At 41.9% G+C, this 19,231-nt stretch carries 16 protein-coding genes; 5 read left to right on the top strand and 11 right to left on the bottom strand.

Annotated elements, in window-relative coordinates:
* Positions 1–101: 101 nt before the first annotated feature.
* From AAEY88_RS03625 to queC, 3 genes are all read right to left on the bottom strand, one after another.
* On the bottom strand, positions 102–599 hold the full coding sequence (locus AAEY88_RS03625) for a peroxiredoxin (RefSeq protein ID WP_350560446.1): 498 nt from the start codon (positions 597–599) through the stop codon (positions 102–104).
* Between the two features lie 197 nt (positions 600–796).
* Positions 797–1,126 (bottom strand): hypothetical protein, encoded by a 330-nt coding sequence (locus AAEY88_RS03620; RefSeq protein ID WP_350559181.1) that lies wholly within the window; start codon positions 1,124–1,126, stop codon positions 797–799.
* Between the two features lie 260 nt (positions 1,127–1,386).
* The gene (gene queC / locus AAEY88_RS03615; RefSeq protein ID WP_350559178.1) at positions 1,387–2,166 is read right to left on the bottom strand and encodes a 7-cyano-7-deazaguanine synthase QueC; all 780 of its coding nucleotides are present in this window, start codon (positions 2,164–2,166) and stop codon (positions 1,387–1,389) included.
* Between the two features lie 292 nt (positions 2,167–2,458).
* Here queC and ttcA point away from each other — a divergent pair, with 292 nt between their 5' ends.
* On the top strand, positions 2,459–3,649 hold the full coding sequence (gene ttcA, locus AAEY88_RS03610) for a tRNA 2-thiocytidine(32) synthetase TtcA (RefSeq protein WP_350559175.1): 1,191 nt from the start codon (positions 2,459–2,461) through the stop codon (positions 3,647–3,649).
* A 119-nt stretch (positions 3,650–3,768) separates the two neighbouring features.
* On the opposite strand, the gene AAEY88_RS03605 is transcribed toward ttcA, so the two are convergent.
* The 6 genes from AAEY88_RS03605 to ccoN form a co-directional block, all read right to left on the bottom strand.
* On the bottom strand, positions 3,769–4,359 hold the full coding sequence (locus tag AAEY88_RS03605; RefSeq protein WP_350559172.1) for a FixH family protein: 591 nt from the start codon (positions 4,357–4,359) through the stop codon (positions 3,769–3,771).
* A 183-nt stretch (positions 4,360–4,542) separates the two neighbouring features.
* Entirely contained in the window at positions 4,543–5,952 is a 1,410-nt protein-coding gene (gene ccoG, locus AAEY88_RS03600) for a cytochrome c oxidase accessory protein CcoG (RefSeq protein ID WP_350559169.1), read from the bottom strand.
* A gap of 501 nt (positions 5,953–6,453) precedes the next feature.
* Positions 6,454–7,608: a cytochrome-c oxidase, cbb3-type subunit III gene (gene ccoP / locus AAEY88_RS03595; RefSeq protein ID WP_350559166.1), complete on the bottom strand. Its 1,155-nt coding sequence runs from the start codon at positions 7,606–7,608 to the stop codon at positions 6,454–6,456.
* Positions 7,605–7,787 carry a cbb3-type cytochrome c oxidase subunit 3 gene (locus AAEY88_RS03590; RefSeq protein ID WP_350559163.1) on the bottom strand — a complete coding sequence of 61 codons (183 nt, stop codon included), beginning with the start codon at positions 7,785–7,787 and terminating at the stop codon, positions 7,605–7,607. The genes ccoP and AAEY88_RS03590 overlap by 4 nt, the downstream gene beginning before the upstream one ends.
* Positions 7,787–8,425, bottom strand: a complete 639-nt coding sequence (gene ccoO, locus AAEY88_RS03585; protein WP_350559160.1) for a cytochrome-c oxidase, cbb3-type subunit II — start codon at positions 8,423–8,425, stop codon at positions 7,787–7,789. Before ccoO ends, AAEY88_RS03590 begins: the two co-directional genes overlap by 1 nt.
* Before the next feature lie 9 nt (positions 8,426–8,434).
* Positions 8,435–9,916, bottom strand: a complete 1,482-nt coding sequence (gene ccoN / locus AAEY88_RS03580; RefSeq protein ID WP_350559157.1) for a cytochrome-c oxidase, cbb3-type subunit I — start codon at positions 9,914–9,916, stop codon at positions 8,435–8,437.
* 1,139 nt (positions 9,917–11,055) lie between these two features.
* Here ccoN and AAEY88_RS03575 point away from each other — a divergent pair.
* Entirely contained in the window at positions 11,056–11,445 is a 390-nt protein-coding gene (locus tag AAEY88_RS03575) for an SCP2 sterol-binding domain-containing protein (RefSeq protein WP_350559154.1), read from the top strand.
* 131 nt (positions 11,446–11,576) lie between these two features.
* Here AAEY88_RS03575 and AAEY88_RS03570 read toward each other — a convergent pair whose 3' ends face one another.
* A complete protein-coding gene (locus AAEY88_RS03570; RefSeq protein ID WP_350559151.1) occupies positions 11,577–12,557 on the bottom strand; it encodes a hypothetical protein in 981 nt (326 codons plus the stop codon).
* A 509-nt stretch (positions 12,558–13,066) separates the two neighbouring features.
* Here AAEY88_RS03570 and AAEY88_RS03565 point away from each other — a divergent pair.
* A complete protein-coding gene (locus AAEY88_RS03565) occupies positions 13,067–14,302 on the top strand; it encodes a lipoprotein-releasing ABC transporter permease subunit (RefSeq protein WP_350559148.1) in 1,236 nt (411 codons plus the stop codon).
* Positions 14,303–14,497: 195 nt separating this feature from the next.
* Entirely contained in the window at positions 14,498–15,178 is a 681-nt protein-coding gene (gene lolD, locus AAEY88_RS03560; RefSeq protein WP_350559145.1) for a lipoprotein-releasing ABC transporter ATP-binding protein LolD, read from the top strand.
* A 48-nt stretch (positions 15,179–15,226) separates the two neighbouring features.
* On the opposite strand, the gene AAEY88_RS03555 is transcribed toward lolD, so the two are convergent.
* Entirely contained in the window at positions 15,227–15,814 is a 588-nt protein-coding gene (locus AAEY88_RS03555) for a DUF2062 domain-containing protein (protein WP_350559142.1), read from the bottom strand.
* Positions 15,815–16,202: 388 nt separating this feature from the next.
* Between AAEY88_RS03555 and AAEY88_RS03550 the strand changes: the two genes are divergently transcribed.
* A complete protein-coding gene (locus tag AAEY88_RS03550) occupies positions 16,203–19,136 on the top strand; it encodes a ComEC/Rec2 family competence protein (protein ID WP_350559139.1) in 2,934 nt (977 codons plus the stop codon).
* Positions 19,137–19,231: the final 95 nt, after the last annotated feature.

Genomic DNA, 19,231 nt, shown 5'->3' with positions numbered 1-19,231 from the left:
TAAAATCGATAACTGACATTAAAATAGTGTTAGATCAAAACAATGTTAGATCAAAGCAAGGCTACGGCCAATTATCGTAATGCTGGTATTATTAAAGGTTACTAAGGCGCTAATATGGTTAGCAGGCGCTCAGCATAATCTTTAGCGCGCAGATTACGCTGCGCGTGGGTAAGTGTGCCGTCTTTATCAAATACAAATGCCGAGCGCACCAGACCAAGGGTGATTTTGCCATACATATTTTTTTCTTTAATAACATCGAAGTACTGGCATAATTTTTCATCACTATCACTGATTAGCGCAATTTGTAGGTCTTGCTTTTCGATGAAAGTTTTATGAGACTCAACGCTATCACGTGATACGCCAATGATATCGTAGCCAAGGGTGTCAAACGCATTAATGTGAGCGGTGAAGTCAGTCGCTTGGGTCGTACAACCTGGAGTGTTGTCCTTTGGATAAAAATAAAGAATAAGTCCCTTATCGGTATGGGAAACCAGCTCTTTTAGGCTAATATCATCATGAATAAAATGACCATCTAGCTCACGTACCATGGTGACAGGAAAGTCAGGTAGGGTAATTACTTCAGTAGTTGGCTTGGCCATCATAAATTCCTTTTTAGTTTTAATGTTTTTAGAGTAAATCTTAATTGATTGATAAATTATAGATAGGTATTAGTCTTACACTTTGGTGGTTTGTTGGCAACTGCTTATTGGCAACTAACTGCGCGCAACAAAAAAAGACTGACGTTCGCCAGTCTTCCTTATCATACCTTGTTTTTTGTACTGCTTTATCTCTTACTCTAAGCTGGTTTTTGTGGCTGCTTTAGATCAAGACCTTCCGTACATTGTTGTAAGTCTTTTTGCATTTTTTTCACATAGGGTAGGGCTGAGGGGTCTTTTTTGTCTTGAGCATAGCTCTCGATTTCCCACATTTGACCGATGGTCATTTTGCTACGCACACCAATAGTGCAGTTACACAGCTTGGTAGCAGTGCTTTGATCAGCGACTTTATACTTCACGGCCCCACTAATGCACTGATTAATGTTGTTTTGTTTGATGTCGATTGCATTAGCTTGCGGCATGGCAACGAGACCAACCAGCGCTAAAGGTATTAATTGCAGCAACTTCATAAGTATCCTCTTACAGGTAGCGTCGATAAAATAAATTCAACAATGATAAAAACTAATAGGTAAAACGCGATAGCAGGCTACTGGACGATTTTGTTCATTAGCCTGCGTATTTTAGCAAGTGTAAATATAACCGCGTCTACCATAACAATTATGTTTGCTAAAAAACACTATGCGCGTGCTGTGTTGATGCAAGCAAATGTTACGCTTGTGTATAATTACTTCACCCTCGTTCAGTATTAGGCGATATTTAATACTACCAATTATAGATAGTGGGTTGGGTCAGAGATACCCACTTGAGCAAAACCCTGACGTCGTAGAGCGCAGCTGTCACACACACCGCAGGCAAGGCCATTTGCATCCGCTTGATAGCAGGAAATGGTCTGACCATAATCGACTCCAAGCGTTAAACCAAGCTCAATAGTTTGCGCTTTTGATAGTTGTTGTAATGGGGTTTGAATGCTTAGGTGATGGCCAGTAACGCCCGCCTTAGTTGCCAAATTGGCCATGTGTTCAAAGGCAGCAATATATTCAGGCCGGCAGTCAGGATAGCCAGAATAATCGACTGAGCTTACCCCAATGACAATATGATTGGCATCCGTCACTTCGGCGACGGCAAGGGCATAAGATAAAAATATGGTATTACGAGCCGGTACATAAGTGTTTGGGATGGCGTCGTTATCAATTTCATCACGTTTTTTATTAGGGAATTTATCAGTATCGCCGTCGGGGACGATCATACTGTGATCAGTCAATGAGGAGCCGCCAAGCTGAGCAATATCAATGTCAATAATACGGTGATTGACACCTGCAGATTCTGCAATCGCTTTTGCAGCGACCAGCTCGCTATTATGTCGTTGTCCATAGTCAAAGCTGAGCGCAGTAACGGCAGCATAACGCGCCTTTGCCCAATACAGACAAGTGACAGAGTCTAGTCCGCCAGACAGCAGTACGACGGCATTCTGGTTTTTATCACTCGTATTATCCGGGTTAGATTCTAATGGGGTGGTAGATGGGGCAGATTGCAGCGTAGCTTTGTTCATAATAGGGTCTATCGTTAATAAGCGAAAACCGCTATTTTAGCAAAATTACGGCCATTACAAAACCGCGAAGGCAATACTGTTAAAACAATTTAATAAAATTAATAACTATATAAGCGTCGCAAGATTGAGTGGTGGCACTCTTTAATCATACCATTCAACGTCCTCTTCTCAATCTGTTAGCAAACCTTGTTATAATCGCCGCTGCTGGTAATAGGGGACAACCTGCAATATAACGGCTCGCCGTTCGCCGCCTTATTACCACTCTATTATTGTCTAGAATACTGAGTAATATATGACCGCCGCTACCTTGTTTACGCCAAAGCTCGTGCCTGAATTTGACGCCTCATCTGCTGAAACTGACCTGCATAGCCATTCTTTAGAGGCTGCTTTTTTTAATCCTGACTCTTCAAAAACTGAAAATGACAGTTCTAAGCAGAAGAGTATTGAAGAGAACAACACTGCTGAACAGTCCGTTACTCAGCAAGTAACCACTAGCCCTGCACACTTTCGTAAATTACAAAAAAAGCTACGCAAGCAAGTCTCATGGGCGATTCGTGATTTTAATATGATTGAAGATGGCGACGTAGTGATGGTCTGCGTTTCAGGCGGTAAGGACAGTTACACTTTGCTTGATATATTACTATTATTAAAACGAATTGCCCCAATTAATTTTGACGTGGTTGCGGTCAACCTTGACCAAAAGCAGCCAGATTATCCTGAAGATACCTTGCCAAAATACTTAGATGAAAAAGGCATCGCTCACTATATTTTAGAAAAAGACACTTATAGTATTGTTAAAAGTGTGGTGCCAGAAGGTAAGACTTATTGCTCTGTATGCTCGCGTTTACGCCGTGGCTCGTTATATAGCTTTGCCCAACAAATTGGTGCCACCAAAATTGCTCTTGGGCATCACCGTGATGATATGTTAGCAACATTTTTTCTAAATTTATTTCATGGTGGCGCCCTTAAAGCCATGCCGCCGAAGTTATTAAGCGATGACAAACAAAATATCTTAATTCGTCCTTTGGCTTATGTCGAAGAAAAAGATATTATTGAGTATGCACGCTACAAAGCATTCCCCATTATTCCGTGTAACTTATGTGGCAGCCAGACCAATTTACAACGCGGCATCATTAATGACATGTTACGCGAGTGGGACAATGCCCATCCACAGCGTTTGACCTCTATTTTTAAAGCCATGCAAAATGTAGCGCCATCGCAGCTGGCAGATAGAGAGCTATTTGACTTCGAAAAGTTAAGTTTGGAGCGTGATGACGATGGTAATGAGCGCTTATTTGAGGGGGGCAATATCCAAGCAGGACAAACTGATAGTTTAGCGGAGATTGGTTTGCCTCTTGCGCCAAGAACGAAAACCTTCAACCCAAAGTTTGCTAATACTGAACATCAATCAGTCACTGAAGATGTTACTGCCGCTAATGGCCGAGTAAAAGAAAAAATCCTGACAATCAACCCAGTCATTTGATCCGCTTATAAAGGCAACTGATTTAACCACTGTCTGGCCAAAAAAAACCAGCTTATTAATAGCTGGTTTTTTATTAGCGGGAATTATTTATTTAATGGTAAATACCTGCGCCTTAACGGTTATAGATTTTCAGCAAAAACGGGTAGAGGATCAAAGCTTACCTCTGAGCGTGGTAATTTTGCCACATCTTGCATGCGCCAATCATCCTTACCGTCATTGCTGACTTGCAAATAGTATTTAGCCTTAAGGGGATCGATATTAACTTGTGCGCTATATTTATTACCGCTTTGGTGTTGTAATATTAAGTCATGGTCTTTTTTGATATCGGTTGCGTGCGAGATAGACAGCTCTAATGTATCAGGGTAAACAAGCGGCGTCCCGTTAAGCAGCTTACCGGTTTGCAGACTTTGTTCAGGATAATTTAAATAAAAAGTAATATCACCATCTGGGGAAAATTGCATTTTGCCATGTAAGTCTAAATCATAAGTGAGCTTATCACGTGATACATCGTGATATAGGGTCTTACCATCCATATACCAGTCATCACGTACTACACTATCGCGTATTTGATAAGAGTAATAGACAAACCAAACACAAGCAATAACTACAAATGCTGGCATACCAATTACAAAGATAATCACCATGTAGTTCTTATACCACGGCTGGCTATCCTGATGTTTAAAGTTCGGTGAGGGAGTCGGTGTAGACATAGGGTACCTATTAAAAATATCAATTTATAAACATCACTGTTAAATACAGCCCGTTTATTAATAATTGGGAAACGCAGTCAGTATAGCCTGATTGATGAGACGCCGTATCTGCTAAGTGACTGATAAACAAACAATTAACAGAAAGCGGCATCCTTCTAATAGAAAGTTATATTTCCCAAACGTTTATTGACCTTGAGTGGTGAAAACATTTTGCTTACTGACCTTATATTGACCACCTTCACTAACGACGTTTAAAGTAACAGGTGTCCGGCCTTCGTTGACGACTTTAGGGTCACCGTAAATACTCACTGACATATCGAAGCTTTCACCAGCATCTAGTGGCACATCATTAAAGGTCAGATGTAAGCTCAGGCCGTCTTTTGGTGCTAAGGTAATAGTGTAAGTGTGCTCGTCTTGGGTTTTATTGGTTAGCTTGACGATATAACTGTTTTCAATCATCCCTTGAGCATTGATTGAAGACAATTGGTTGCGATCACGGCGAATATCAATCTCTAATGGCACGCGATCCATCAAGGCGTATACGACACCACCACATAATACGGTAAGCAGCGCTAAATAGGCAAATAAACGCGGACTGAATACACGGCTTTTTTCTTTTTCTGCCAATTGCCGCTCTGTGGTATAACGGATCAGTCCACGCGGATAACCAACTTTATCCATAATTTCATTACAGGCGTCGACACAAGCTGCACACTGAATACAGGCCACTTGCAGGCCATCACGGATGTCAATGCCAGTAGGGCAAACCTGCACACACATTTGGCACTCGATACAATCGCCTAAATCGTCAGGATTGGTACCTTTTTTACGTGCACCGCGAGGTTCGCCGCGCTCATAATCGTAAGAGACGATAAGAGTGTCTTTATCAAACATCACACTTTGGAAGCGCCCATAAGGACAGATTTGAATACACATCTGTTCACGCATATAACCAGCGTTCGCATAAGTTGCGAAGGTAAAGATAAACATCGATACCCAGATCCATGTTGGCCATTCGGGTATAGGGATAAAACCTATCATTTGCCAGCTGTGATACAGATAATCCGTCCCAGCGACATAGCTGACAAAGGTTGCCGCCGTAATCAATGATAACGCAAACCATATAAAATAAACCAGCAAGCGCTTAAAGGCCTTTTTAGAGCTCATTGGCTCTTTATCGAACTTAATACGTTTGTTACGATCGCCAATGACCCATTTTTCAACATATTGGTACAAATGCGTCCAAATCGTTTGTGGACAAGCATAGCCACACCATACCCGCCCCGCATAGACAGTCACCATAAATAAGGTAAAGGCTGCTATAAGCGCAAATGCTGCGATAAAGTAAAAGTCTTGGGTTAAAAAGGTCATACCAAAAATATAATAATGCTGCGATGGAACATCAAACCATATTGCCTGTCTGCCATTGAAACGCAGCCATGGTAAAAGCAAAAACAGCGCCAAGCATGTATACATACTAATGACACGAATATTTTGATAAAAACCTGTGACAAAACGAGGGTGAATACGCTTTTTAGTAGCGTTAAGATCGACCTCATGGACAGGAATTCGACTAGGTTGTTCTGCTGACATAAACTTGCCTCTTTAAAAAAAGAATCAGTCTGCTGGCATGAGTAACAAGCACCTATCATAACAATCAGGTACGGGGGCGAACAATGTTATCAATGTCAGTAAGTAGTGGGGGTAGCTTATTGTCTGAAATAGATACGGACCAACTACCAAGTGAGCGATTATAAATAACTGGTTGGGATTAAGGGGTTGAGATTGATTAATTGTTAAGCTAAATAGAAATTAACAAGCTATTTTAATTAATTACTATTTTAACATTCCCCTCCTATAAATGGGGGGATAATGCAAAAAAACAATCGTTAAATGAGCATAAATAGTTGGATGTAGCCTAGAGTGCACCTGCTGTTAACCTATAAATTACAATAAAGTAGACAGCGTTTAACTAAAAAAGGAGGACTGCAATGACAGTCCTCCTTTTTTGAATCACCCAACCCTATGGCTTAACGGATGTTCTATTTAGTAAACTCAATACAGTCACACTATAATTAAAACAACGTGATTGGCTTAGTTTGCAATAGCAGCTTCTGCTTCCGGAGCTACAGGCTTTATTACGCTTGCAGTTAAAGGTGGCTTAACTGCTGCTTGGGTGGTTTTATCTGACAGTGAATAAATATAAGCAGCAAGTAGCATGATACGCTCATTACCTAGCTTAGTTTCCCACTGAGGCATCACACCTGCACGGCCGTAACGCAAAGTATTACGTACGGTTTCACGCTCCCCGCCATATAACCAAATGTTATCAGTTAAGTTGGGCGCGCCTGCTGAAATCATACCTTTACCACTTTCAGTGTGACATAGCGCACATTGCTGTTTAAAGATAGCTGCACCTTGTGCCACTAATGTCGTATCAAGCTCACCGTTTTCTTTACTGCCATTGTTAGCAGATAAGGATAAGACGTATTCTGATGCTGCTCGTACGCCATCTTCACCGATTTGATCACGCCAAGCTGGCATACCACCAACACGACCATTATGTAGCGTGGTTAAGATATTAGTAGCTTCCCCACCATACAACCAATCATTATCGGTTAAGTTAGGGTAGCCTGTGGCACCTTTAGCGTTAGAGCCGTGACAAACCGAGCAGTTCTGTAAGAACAGACGACTACCCACTTTTAAAGCATTTGGATTTTCAGAAAGCTTCATAACCGCTGGTGCAAGTTGTGCAATCTTGTCATCAATTTTGGTTTGCAGATCGGCAGGAGGCGCTTCACTACGACGCATCGTCGCTTGTAGCTCGTTTAAAGTACCTAAGGTCTGTGCGGCACCAGTAGCGTTCGCTTTTACTAAGATACTTTTTTCAAAGTTATCGGTAAATACTTTATTATTACTTTCAAGTTCACTGAACAGCTCATTATGAGAGGTCCAAGGTACCGTTTCACCATCTACTTCTACCGTTGCGATACCTTCCCACTTTGCTGGAAAAATAGCAGGGAAAAATATCCAATAGGCGACACCCCAAACGATGGAGCCAAAAAATATCACTAACCACCATTTGGGTAGTGGTTTGTCATATTCTCGGATACCGTCGTAGTCATGTCCTGTTGTACCGTCTTCTTCTACTTCTGGTTTGTATTTTAAAACCATTAGTAAGACACCAAGGATACCCGCCCAACACATAATACTGAGTACGGTAATCCAAGAACTCCAAAAAAATGTCATCGTTTATCCTTATTGCGCTGCTCTTCAGATAAGGTTTTTTTATCCTCATCATCAAGCGCAAGTTGTGCATCTTCTTCGAAGCGTTTTTTGTTTTTTGGCGAATACGCCCACCATGCAATAGCTATGAACGCAATAAAGGCAGAAACAGTCGCAATCGTTTGTAATTCACCAATACCCATTAGCGCTGTCCTTCCATTGCGGTACCTAATTGTTGAAGATAGGCAACCAAAGCATCAAGTTCAGTGGCGCCAAGAACAGCGTCAGGAGCCCCTGCGATATCTTCTTCAGTATAAGGGACGCCGAAACGATCGCGGAATAGACGCATTTTTTCTTGAATATTCGAACCATTGACCTCGTTAGTGGCCAGCCAAGGGAAACCAGGCATAACCGACTCAGGGACCAGTGAACGTGGATCCATCAAATGTTGCTTTTGCCAATCTTCAGAATAGCGTCCACCAACCCGTGCCAAATCAGGTCCTGTACGCTTTGATCCCCATAAGAATGGGTGATCCCACGTAGACTCAGCAGCACGTGAATATGGTCCGTAGCGCTCAACTTCTGCACGTAGTGGACGAACCATTTGGGTGTGACAAACGTGACAACCTTCACGAATATAAATATCACGACCCTCAAACTCAAGCGCGGTCCAAGGTTCCATAGCGGGTAGGGGGGCGTTCACCCCACCATCTTCAGGGCCCTTGTTATCATATATTAGCGGTACAATCTCAACTAGCGTTGCAAAGCTAATGGCAATGACGATAAAGATAACCAGCAAGCCTGTATTTTTTTCAATAATTTCATGCGGTGTACCAGCCATGATCGCTCCTTATACGTTAGCTGTCTGTGACTCATCGACACTAGGTTTATGATCAGTTGGATCAGCGATATCTACTGGCTTACCTTCTGGCATCTTAAGCGTTTTATAACAGTTATAGGCCATAACGAACATACCTGATAAATAGAGCGAGCCACCAAAAGCACGACCAATATATGGAAAATGCGAGAACTCAACGGTATCAACAAAGCTGTACACTAGAGTACCGTCGGGGTTCGTGGCAAGCCACATCATGCCTTGACCAATACCTGAAATCCACATAGATACGATATAGAAAATAGTACCCGCGGTCGCTAGCCAGAAATGCGTCGTAATCAAGCTGATAGAGTACATTTTTGGCTTATTGTAGATACGTGGTAACAATACGTATAGCGAACCAATCGTAATCATGCCTACCCAGCCAAGTGCACCTGAGTGTACGTGACCAATTGTCCAATCCGTGTTATGCGATAGGGCGTTGACCGTTTTGATTGACATCATTGGGCCTTCGAATGTTGACATCGCATAGAAGGATAATGCCACAATCATAAAGCGAATGATGGGATCAGTACGCAATTTGTCCCAACTGCCTGATAAGGTGAGAACCCCGTTGATCATACCGCCCCAAGAAGGTGCGAATAGGATAATAGAGAACACCATAGCTAGTGACTGCGTCCAATCTGGAAGCGCTGAATAATGCAAATGGTGACCACCGGCCCACATATAAGACGCAATTAGCGCCCAAAAGTGAACGATTGACAGACGATAAGAATAAATAGGACGACCAATCTGTACTGGAACAAAGTAATACATCATTCCAAGGAAAGCTGCCGTCAGATAAAAACCTACTGCGTTATGACCATACCACCACTGCACCATCGCATCGGTCGCACCACCAAATAATGAGTAAGACTTAAAGGCGCTAACAGGAATAGCCATACTGTTTACAATGTGCAATAACGCAATTGTAATGATAAAGGCTGCAAAGAACCAGTTAGCCACATAGATGTGAGAGGTTTTGCGTTTGATAAGTGTACCGAAGAAAACAATGGCATAAGAAATCCATACCAAAGCAATCAAAATATCGATCGGCCATTCAAGCTCAGCGTATTCTTTGGTCGAGGTTAAACCTAGAGGAAGGGTAATAACGGCGGATACGATAACCGCTTGCCAACCCCAGAAGGTAAACCAGGCCAGATAAGGAGCAAATAACCTTGTCTTACACGTACGCTGGACAATGTAGTAAGACGTTGCGAACAATGCACAACCGCCGAACGCAAAAATAACGGCGTTAGTATGCAGTGGTCTTAGACGACTAAACGTCAGCCATGGAGTATCAAAGTTAAGTGCTGGCCATGCTAACTGTGAAGCAATGAACACACCAAGACTCATGCCGACGATGCCCCAAACGATAGCCATGATCGTAAAAAATCTAATAATAGTGATTTCATATTCACGGTCAATAGGGGCGACTGCTGTGTTTTGTAAACTCATTGGATGATTCCTTTACAGCCTAAATTATCAACAGAATTAACTAACCCTCCGCGGCATCTATGCTATAGCAAGATAAGGCTCACGGTACACGCTATTGTCTAACTTGTTCATTATCACAACGGTTTATCAACTATCAATTTAGGTTCTTAAAATTATCAGCTATTGCTGATAAGTGGGCGATGCTACAAGTGCATTCTGCTCACAGCCAAACTGGGATAAGATAATTAATACATCGTTAAGATCAATAAGAAAATACACCGTCTTTAAGCATCAAATACCTAATTCTGCTAAGCATTGATAAGGATAGGTATTAATATCCATCTGATAAGTAGAACAACTTATTAATGATGGATATATGCTAGCGGCGGCTGACAAAAACATGTTTACGTAATGTTTAGTTAAAACTCCCGACTCTGTTTAAGGTATTGTAACGCAAACTTAAATAAATATCACTAGAACTATGCGCCAAAATACAAACTCTTTGGTAAATAATTTAGTCGATAACCTTTATTAACACCGTAATAGAATGGCTATAAACCCTTGTATCTATAGTATAAATAAACATAATGAAGCCGAAAAGCATATCAATAGATAGAGTTGACTTCAGAACAGATTAATCATGTTAATTGTCCTTTTATTAGATAATGATAGCATGTAATGATACAAATAATAGCCGTAATTTGGCTTGGTTTAGCTAGCCGTTAGTTGGTAAAAAGACTGAAACCTTCAAAGTCAAAAACAAGCAAACCAGCCAATAAATAGAATGGATCTAAATACTGTCATAATAAAAACTATTAGCAGGTCAGTAAAACAGGTGAAGGACGATTCCATTAAGAAATGTGTGGCTAGACCTCATAGAAAATAATGCGGCTCATCAGGACTAGATACAGAAAACAGGGAACACATCAATAGAAGATTTTGTTACAATTTTACAATCAGTCGCGTAAATAGGTTTTACTTATCATAAAACAACGCCATAATAAGGCTGAGTGACGTTAACTGTTAGTCTATATAAACTGATTAATAAGTTACATTTAATAACTTTGAAACAACCACCTTACTTATAATATTAAATATTAGCATCAATACTGCATTGGAGAAAACGCAGGTTGCATGTAATATTTACCAAGGAAAATAATATGGCAGTTTTTTTAACGGATGCATGGTTTGAGAAAGTTGAGCAGTTAGGTAAGGAAGCGGGAGAGCTGAATCTACCGCCTGCATTAGCGACTATGGTTATCAACTTAAAGGTCTCTGAGACTGATGCTAATATTGAGGCCAATTACGCTGATGGCCTACTGCATCGCGGTCTTAATGCTGAGGCGACCACTACATTACTGTTAGATCGTGATACTTTGCAATCCATTATTACAGACTTTGATACCAATGAAATTATGGGTGCATTCATGAATGGTAAAATTCGTGTTGAGGGTGATATGTCCCAGTTGATGGCCTTACAGACGGCGCGCCCAAGTACTGAACAGAAAGAACTATTCAGACAAGTTAAGTCAATGACAACGATGGCTTAATAGGCTGTTGGTCAAAAAATACAGTTTTAGCTAATATAAAAAAGCCCCTAACATTGAGTAGGGGCTTTTTTATGTACCGTTACTTTTTGGACGGCTGTTTTTTATGCAATTACTTTATTAAGTCAACATTCTTAGCTGGCCTGTGATTGCGCTTTTGAGGTTTGGGATGCTTGGTTTTCTTTATAAATGGCTGCCTGCAACCAAACATTGGCTTGGACGTAATCATTAACTTGAATCGCTTGGTTGCCTACCGTATCCATCGCGCCCATACGTACCACGAAAGGGTCGGCATTTTGCTCACGCAATATTACCACATCAAATAATATAATGGCTTTACCATTAAATAGCGTTTCTTGTTTGCCCAGCACTTGACCTTGGCACCACGCTTCATCTTCTTGTCCTAAAGTGTCACCAAATAGATAAGCACACATATGGCCCAAGTTTATTTCTACTGGTGCCATTTGTTCTTTAGTTTTAGGTTTCCAGACTTTAATCTGCTCTTGGATATCCTTTGGGACTTGGCCATCGTTAGCAGCGACAATATCATTAAAAGCCCGGTGATAACGTATGGCTTCTTGATCTTCAACCATGATGACTTCATTTTGCTCGCTGAGCGTTATTTCGTGTGCCCATGCGCTAAAATTTACATAATAGAGGGTGTTTTGTTGGTACAAATGGCGATTGGCGGTATAAAGCTGATCAAAAGCATAAATAATACTGCCGTCAGCACTACGCAAGCGCATTACCGCATCTTGCGTTTTTTCATTGACAATCAAGCGTTCAATTTTGCATGTGAGGCCATAAGGACCGTCAACACAAGGATAGGCGTTAACAAAGCGTTCAGGCTTACCCTCTTTCATTGCTAATACTTGGTTGATATGGCAAGGCTGATCTTCAGATAATAATAAGCAACTGTCTTTAGCGCTAGCATTAGTATTGAGTCCTTTGGGCAGCGCCGCATGCTCAATCATTTGTTGTAACCAATGCGGTACATCATGACTCATATCGTCGGTTAAAATACGCCAATGATCCGCATGACCGGCAGTTTGCTCGTCGGTTAATGTAATTTTGGTAGGAGATTGTATGTTTTTATATTGATAATTGATAGTCATGAAGATACTCAAACTTAAGTCAGCCATGAAGTTTGGATTCCAAGCTCTCATTGCTAATCTTCGTCGCTAACACAGTAAGTAAGTACCTAAGCAATCTATTATATACAGGCTCATTATTGTGTTATGTTTACGCAGCAATATCATTAGCAAGAGCTCACCAAACAACAATGATGGGTTAATGACAATTGTCTTTAGCATACAATATATAGGTATAGACGCAAGTAATAGCAAGCCCTTCACAAAAAAATAATAACAAAGTAGGGTGCTTTGTTGGAAAATACGCGCAGTTTTTGCTAATGGTTGGCACATTTTAAACAAATTGTGTCAAACTATCCACTTTTTGGCAGCCCTAGTTAGATAAGTAGCGGGTCTGTCTAAAACCATATCTATAGGCAGGTTTTGCTTGTATTAACGTCGAAGCTGATAACGAGCTTAGGTGTTATTAACATATAGAAATCTTGCGTGCTGTGCATGCAACGTCTGTCAAAGATAAGATAAAGAGTTTGAATATGTTTCGTCCTTTAGCGTTATTTATCGGCTTACGGTACACTCGAGCAGAGCGTAGTAACCGCTTTATCTCTTTTATATCCTTAGTTTCAATGATGGGTCTGACCCTTGGAGTCGCCGTACTGATCACAGTATTATCGGTGATGAACGGCTTTGATCGAGAGCTAAAAACCCGAATTTTGGGTATGGTACCGCAAGCGACAGTCATCTCAACCGAGGTCATTGGCGATTGGAAGCAGTTGGCTGACCGCATTAAAGAAGATCCAGAAGTGGTGGCAGTGGCCCCCTTTATTCAGCTGCAAGGCATGCTAACGTCAAATGGCCAAGTTGCGGGCATTATGGTCACTGGTGTTGATCCTGAATACGAAAAAAATGTCTCGATTATTAATGATCATATGACTGAAGGTAGCATTGATACCCTAAAAAGCGGCGAATTTGGCATTGTGCTTGGGGAAGAGATGGTGCAATCGCTAGGACTACGCTTAGGCGATAAAGTCACGTTAGTGTTACCAGAAGCGTCACCATCACCTGCTGGTGTGATACCGCGCTTCAAGCGTTTTACCTTAACAGGGATATTTAGTATCAGTCCAGAAGTGGACAGCCTAATGGCTTTCATCCCCATGAATGATGCGGCTAAATTGCTGCGTCTACCGGATGGGGCGCAAGGTATCCGCATGAAGCTTAATGATCTCTTTACTGCCCCGATGGCTGCTCAAAAAGCAGCGGCCATTGCACCTGATCAGCTATATCCGAACGATTGGACGCAAACCCATGGCAATCTATTTGGCGCCATTCAAATGGAAAAAGCGATGGTCGGCTTGCTGCTGTTTTTAATTATTTTGGTTGCAGCGTTTAATATTGTTTCAAGCTTAGTGATGCTAGTGACGGACAAAAAAGCAGATATTGCGATTTTAAAAACCTTTGGTGCGTCTCCGCGTTTGATTACTCAGATATTTATGGTACAGGGGGTGGTTATTGGCTTTATTGGCACTATCGCTGGTACGATATTGGGCATTATATTTGCGCTAAGTATTAGTGATATTCTCGGCTGGATCAACCAAAGCTTTAGTTTGAATCTATTTGATGCTTACTTTATCAATTATCTACCATCAGAGCTGCGTTTGATTGATGTGGTGCTGATTACGGGTGCTTCATTTATTTTAAGCTTCTTGGCAACTATTTATCCAGCACGCCGAGCTGCTAGAATCCAGCCTGCACAAACCCTACGTTATGAGTAAATGGCTGCGAATATTGAATAAGTAGCTTTTAATTTAAGTAACTATTGATCTAAGTAGTTATTAATTTAAGTGATCATTGATTTAGGTAAGTAGTAATTTATATAGCTAGTAACTCAGCAACCATTAGCTTAGCGAAATCAATTCTGAACTAAGCTGTCATTAAGCATGAATACAAGTATAAATAAAGGAAGTGCCATGTCTGCCATTTTAGAGGCGAGCAATATCAATAAGATATATGATGAGGGTGCGGTACGTACGCAAGTGCTAACCGGCTTGGATCTTACTGTCCATGCCAGCGAGCGTATTGCTATTGTTGGTACCAGTGGCTCGGGTAAAAGTACCTTGCTACACTTGCTGGGCGGACTCGATACGCCCACTAGCGGTGAGGTTTGGTTACATGGTAAGTGCCTCAATAATATGAATGAAACTGAGCGCGGGGCAATGCGTAATCAATATCTAGGTTTTATTTATCAGTTTCATCATCTATTGGCAGAGTTCACGGCAGTAGAAAACGTCGCTATGCCACTATTGATGCGCCCAAAAGTTTCACCTACTGAAGCACGCCAACAGGCTATTGAGATTCTAGAGAATGTAGGCTTGGAACATCGGTTAGACCATAGGCCAGGGGAGTTGTCAGGGGGTGAGCGTCAACGGGTGGCTATTGCGCGTGCCTTGGTGACCAAGCCGTCGTTGATTCTAGCAGATGAGCCTACTGGCAACTTAGATTATGATAATGCGCAAAGCGTCTTTGGTTTGCTATCAGAGCTACAAAGCACTATGCAAACTGCGTTATTAATGGTCACCCATGACCGAAATTTAGCAGCGCTTGCTGATCGTCAGTTACTATTACGTAACGGGCATTGGGAAGAATATTAACAGATAAAACGTTTCAAATAAGACCGGTTAAAATTTATATAAAGTTATTTATTTAAACCAATGCTGTTTGGGTGGTTTCTCTAGGGGGTCTAGTGGGCGTTTTTGCCAACTGGCGACGGTTTTGTAACGCCAAATTACCTTGAAAGTCAGACCACATACAATACTACTAACAATAGCCAGTATCGTCAGTCCCACACAAAAAGCAGTTATTGATACGGTGCCGCGATAAGTGATAAATGGATTGGCGCCATCGGATAATACCCATAAGCTAAAGTCAGAAATCATCCCACCAATTACTCGTAAGCTAATCATAGGTACATCAATAATCTTGGCACCAACATAATAGCCAGCATAGAAGACAGGCAGGGTAGTAAGTGGATTGGTAATCCAAGTCAGACCAAGTGCCATCGGTACATTGGCACGAAAGAGTAGTGAACCAATTAAGGCCAGTAACATCTGTCCTGGTAGTGGAAAAAAAGCACTGAGCACCCCAATATAGACCGCTTTATTCAAACTATGGCGGTTAAAATGCCACAAACGAGGGTCAGCCAGATGCGGCGCAAATAATTTTAGGGTGCGACTCTCTAATACTTTCTCGGGCGTGGGCAGTAGATCTTTAAGACGTTTTTGGGGCACAGGCTTGCCTTCAATCATTATCTACAGCGTGCTCAGCATATTGCGAGTGGCTGCTATGCAACAATATTATGAATAAAGAATAGTAGTAAAATATTATTTGTAAAAACCTAAGATAGGTAACAGCAATCATAACCAGCGGCGACACCTCTAATCAGTATAGGGTAATATAAATAGAAATGCTATCGTCGGTATTTACTGATAATTTCTGTGCTTTAGCTATCATAAAAAACTTATAACACAATTTGTTCAGCAGGTATTGAGTACGCTTAACATGACCTATTATTAAGCTATAACTCATTAAACGTTGATTGCGATCCAAAGTTATCGACAAACGTATCTGAGAAGTATCTTAGATTATCAAGCTTAGATCATCAAACAAGGAGCGCTGGTGTACTGGTGGGTTAGCATTCTTATAATAACCGCCATGACGGGGGTGTTAGCGGTTGCTGACAGCACCTTGTTACCGATCAGTCCATTGTTAGCAAGCATGACTGAGGTCTCGGTATGGCCGGTATTACTAAGCATTGTCGCTGCTATTTTAATGTTTATCACCCAGCGCAAGGCACTATTCTCATCTCTGGCAACTATTAGCCCAACGCTGCCTCAAAACTCCTCGCCTATCCTCAGGTTTACTCTCAGCGTTATTGGTTATTTATCGGTAATCCTATTGGCGGTTATATTAATTATTGGTAGTGCGCTACAAGCGTTAAGCAGTCATCAGCGGGCAGAAAACCAGCAAGTAAACGAATCAATGCGGATAAAAGCGCTGGTCACTATCGAGGGAGTGAGTGACAGCGTCTATGATCCTGCAACGAATAGTGGTTATCGACAGGTCGCTACCATACAAAGTATCTCGCCATTAGTCTCTTATGTTAGCGCTCAAGACTTGGATGCCGCCGCTGTTAAGTATATTAATAACCATACTAACAACTATACTGATAATAACCTAGATAGAGACCATACTCAGTCATTAGGGCATCGCGTTCTACTTAATGCTTATCCTAAAAATTCAAATAAAAATACCAAACTAACAGCAGTCAATGAGTTACAGCCTGGTAATCAGTTGTTCATGACGTTGAAGCTTGCGCCGCTTGCCAGCTCTCAGGAAGCCATTAATAACCCATCAGGCTTTGACAGCTATCGTTGGCTACGAGGACGTCACATTGATGGAGTGGCAACCATCATAACCATGGGCACGTCGTTTGGTAATATTGCTAAGCCATCGTCACTAATAACGACTGATTCTACCTCCTATTTTAAACGTTTGCGTACGCGTATTGATCAATGGCGCTGGCAGTTACGGCAACATTTTTATCAAGATTGGTCATCGCAAACCACTGCTCAACAGCAAGCCAATGCCGTAACGCTGAGCTTATTAACGGGCGATCGTAGTTTAATCAATCGTGACACTAAAGATTTATATCAACTGGCAGGTATCTCACATCTATTGGCTATTTCTGGTACCCATGTACTGTTCTTAGCGATTATGCTGGCAGGTGCGGCAGTGTTACTCGTTAATCAATTGAGGCCAACGTTATATCGTTACCTGTCACGTTGGCAAATACGCTGGATGGTAATGATTAGTGCCGCTTTTATTTATGCATTATTTACCGGATTCGACGTGCCCGCCGCGCGTACCGCATGGATGTTATTGGCTATTGGGGCGGTGCGATTGACCTTGTTGCCGGTTACTACTATGCGCGTGTTGTTAGCCTTAGCGGTGCTAATGGCATGGTTTGATCCTTATGTTTTATGGCAGGCAGGTTACTGGCTATCCTTTATCGCCGTAGCATTATTACTAAAATACGATGAGGCGTTGTACAGGCAGGCTGAAAATAACGCTACGAATCGGCAGCAGAATAAAGACACGCAAAAACGCCGTACGTTTTATACGAAAATATGGTCACTATTTAAACGCGTATTTAAACTGCAGTGTTGGCTATTCATAGCGCTATTGCCCATTACTTTATTGTTATTTGGTAAAGCGTCACTATGGGGTTTGGTTATTAATTTGTTTGCCATTGGCCTATTTGGCTGGGTAATCGTACCGCTTAATCTATTGGCTGGACTTTGTTACCTTTTATTACCCGCAGGTGCTGATAGTATCTGGACACTGGTCAGCGCGATAGTTGCTAGCTTACATGAGCTGATAACGTGGCTCACGACATTACCGGCACTTCAAAGTGCGTGGCTATATACTCCAATGAACATGGGTATGTTGCTAATGGGGCTATTGATATTATTGCCGTGGTTATTGCCGCGTGGTCTTATTAGTCGTTGGTTGGCATTGCCGCCGCTGGCCCTACTGATGATGACGATAACTGCCAACCAGCAGACATTGTCATCAACGCCGACCTTATATATTTTACCGACTGGCGATCGCTATCTAAGTGCAGTGCTGCTTCAGTACCCTGTTAATAACAGACGAGTTGACGATAATAATAAATCCCTAGCAATAAACAGTGTCAGCTGGCTATTTTTAGCAGATCATCGACCCCAAGGAAGGCGTAACATGCCAAGCTCGCTAACTGCTGACAAACTATCCGCAATATTAGAGCAGCAGCTACGTACCTTATCTGCTGAGCGCTTAGACGGTATTATTGTCCAAACCAGCGTGGCCGTACGGTCCGCTAAGCAAAAACGTAATAGGCTTGAGGGGAGTGCCTCTGCGCTGCTACCGATGACAGTTGCACAGTTAAGCCAAAACTTACCAACCAGTCAATATTGGCAGGCAGGACGTAGTGGGCGTCTGGCAGCAAATAAGCAAACATATTTGCAGATCAATCAGTCTAATGACAAAGCCATTGTCAGTGCCCAGCGTTGCGAACAAGGCAAAACTTGGCAGCTAGCGAATAATGAGTTGTCACTGCAGGTATTAACGGGCTGGAGTAAAATAGATGATGCTAGCGTTTGGGGTTGTGCGGTAGCCATTGATAGCGATAAACCAATAAAGGTGATGCAGTATAATGCGGCGGATCCATCGCAGTCGCAGCTGCTACTGGGACAAAGAATCTCAGGACAAGGGCTATCGGACGCCATAACGCCATTAGATAAAACTCAGAAAAGCAATCAAATCGAACGTAATCAATCGCGTGTTGTTCTTGATGTCGCTACTCATCAGCGCGTTTGGCAGATGTGGTCATTGTTATGCACTGCGAAACCCTTTGCTATTAATAACGCTTTTGACCATTATACAACATGGCTCAGTCACAGTACTTCGCAAGTATCTACGGATATATTAAGAACCCAGCGTGTAGGCAAGGTCATTACCTATGACAATAAGTCTTTAGATGTGGCATTTGTACTTACCAGGGAGCCTTAATGACGCAGACTAAGTACCAATCATGCAGTAATAATATTAAGTTTCATAGTTTCTCATGGCTCTACTATTGAACCATAACCGAAATACCACCATAC

It is taken from the genome of Psychrobacter sp. CAL346-MNA-CIBAN-0220 (assembly GCF_040309805.1).
In the GTDB taxonomy this organism is placed as follows: Bacteria; Pseudomonadota; Gammaproteobacteria; order Pseudomonadales; family Moraxellaceae; genus Psychrobacter.
This window is presented reverse-complemented; position numbering and strand designations above follow the sequence as displayed.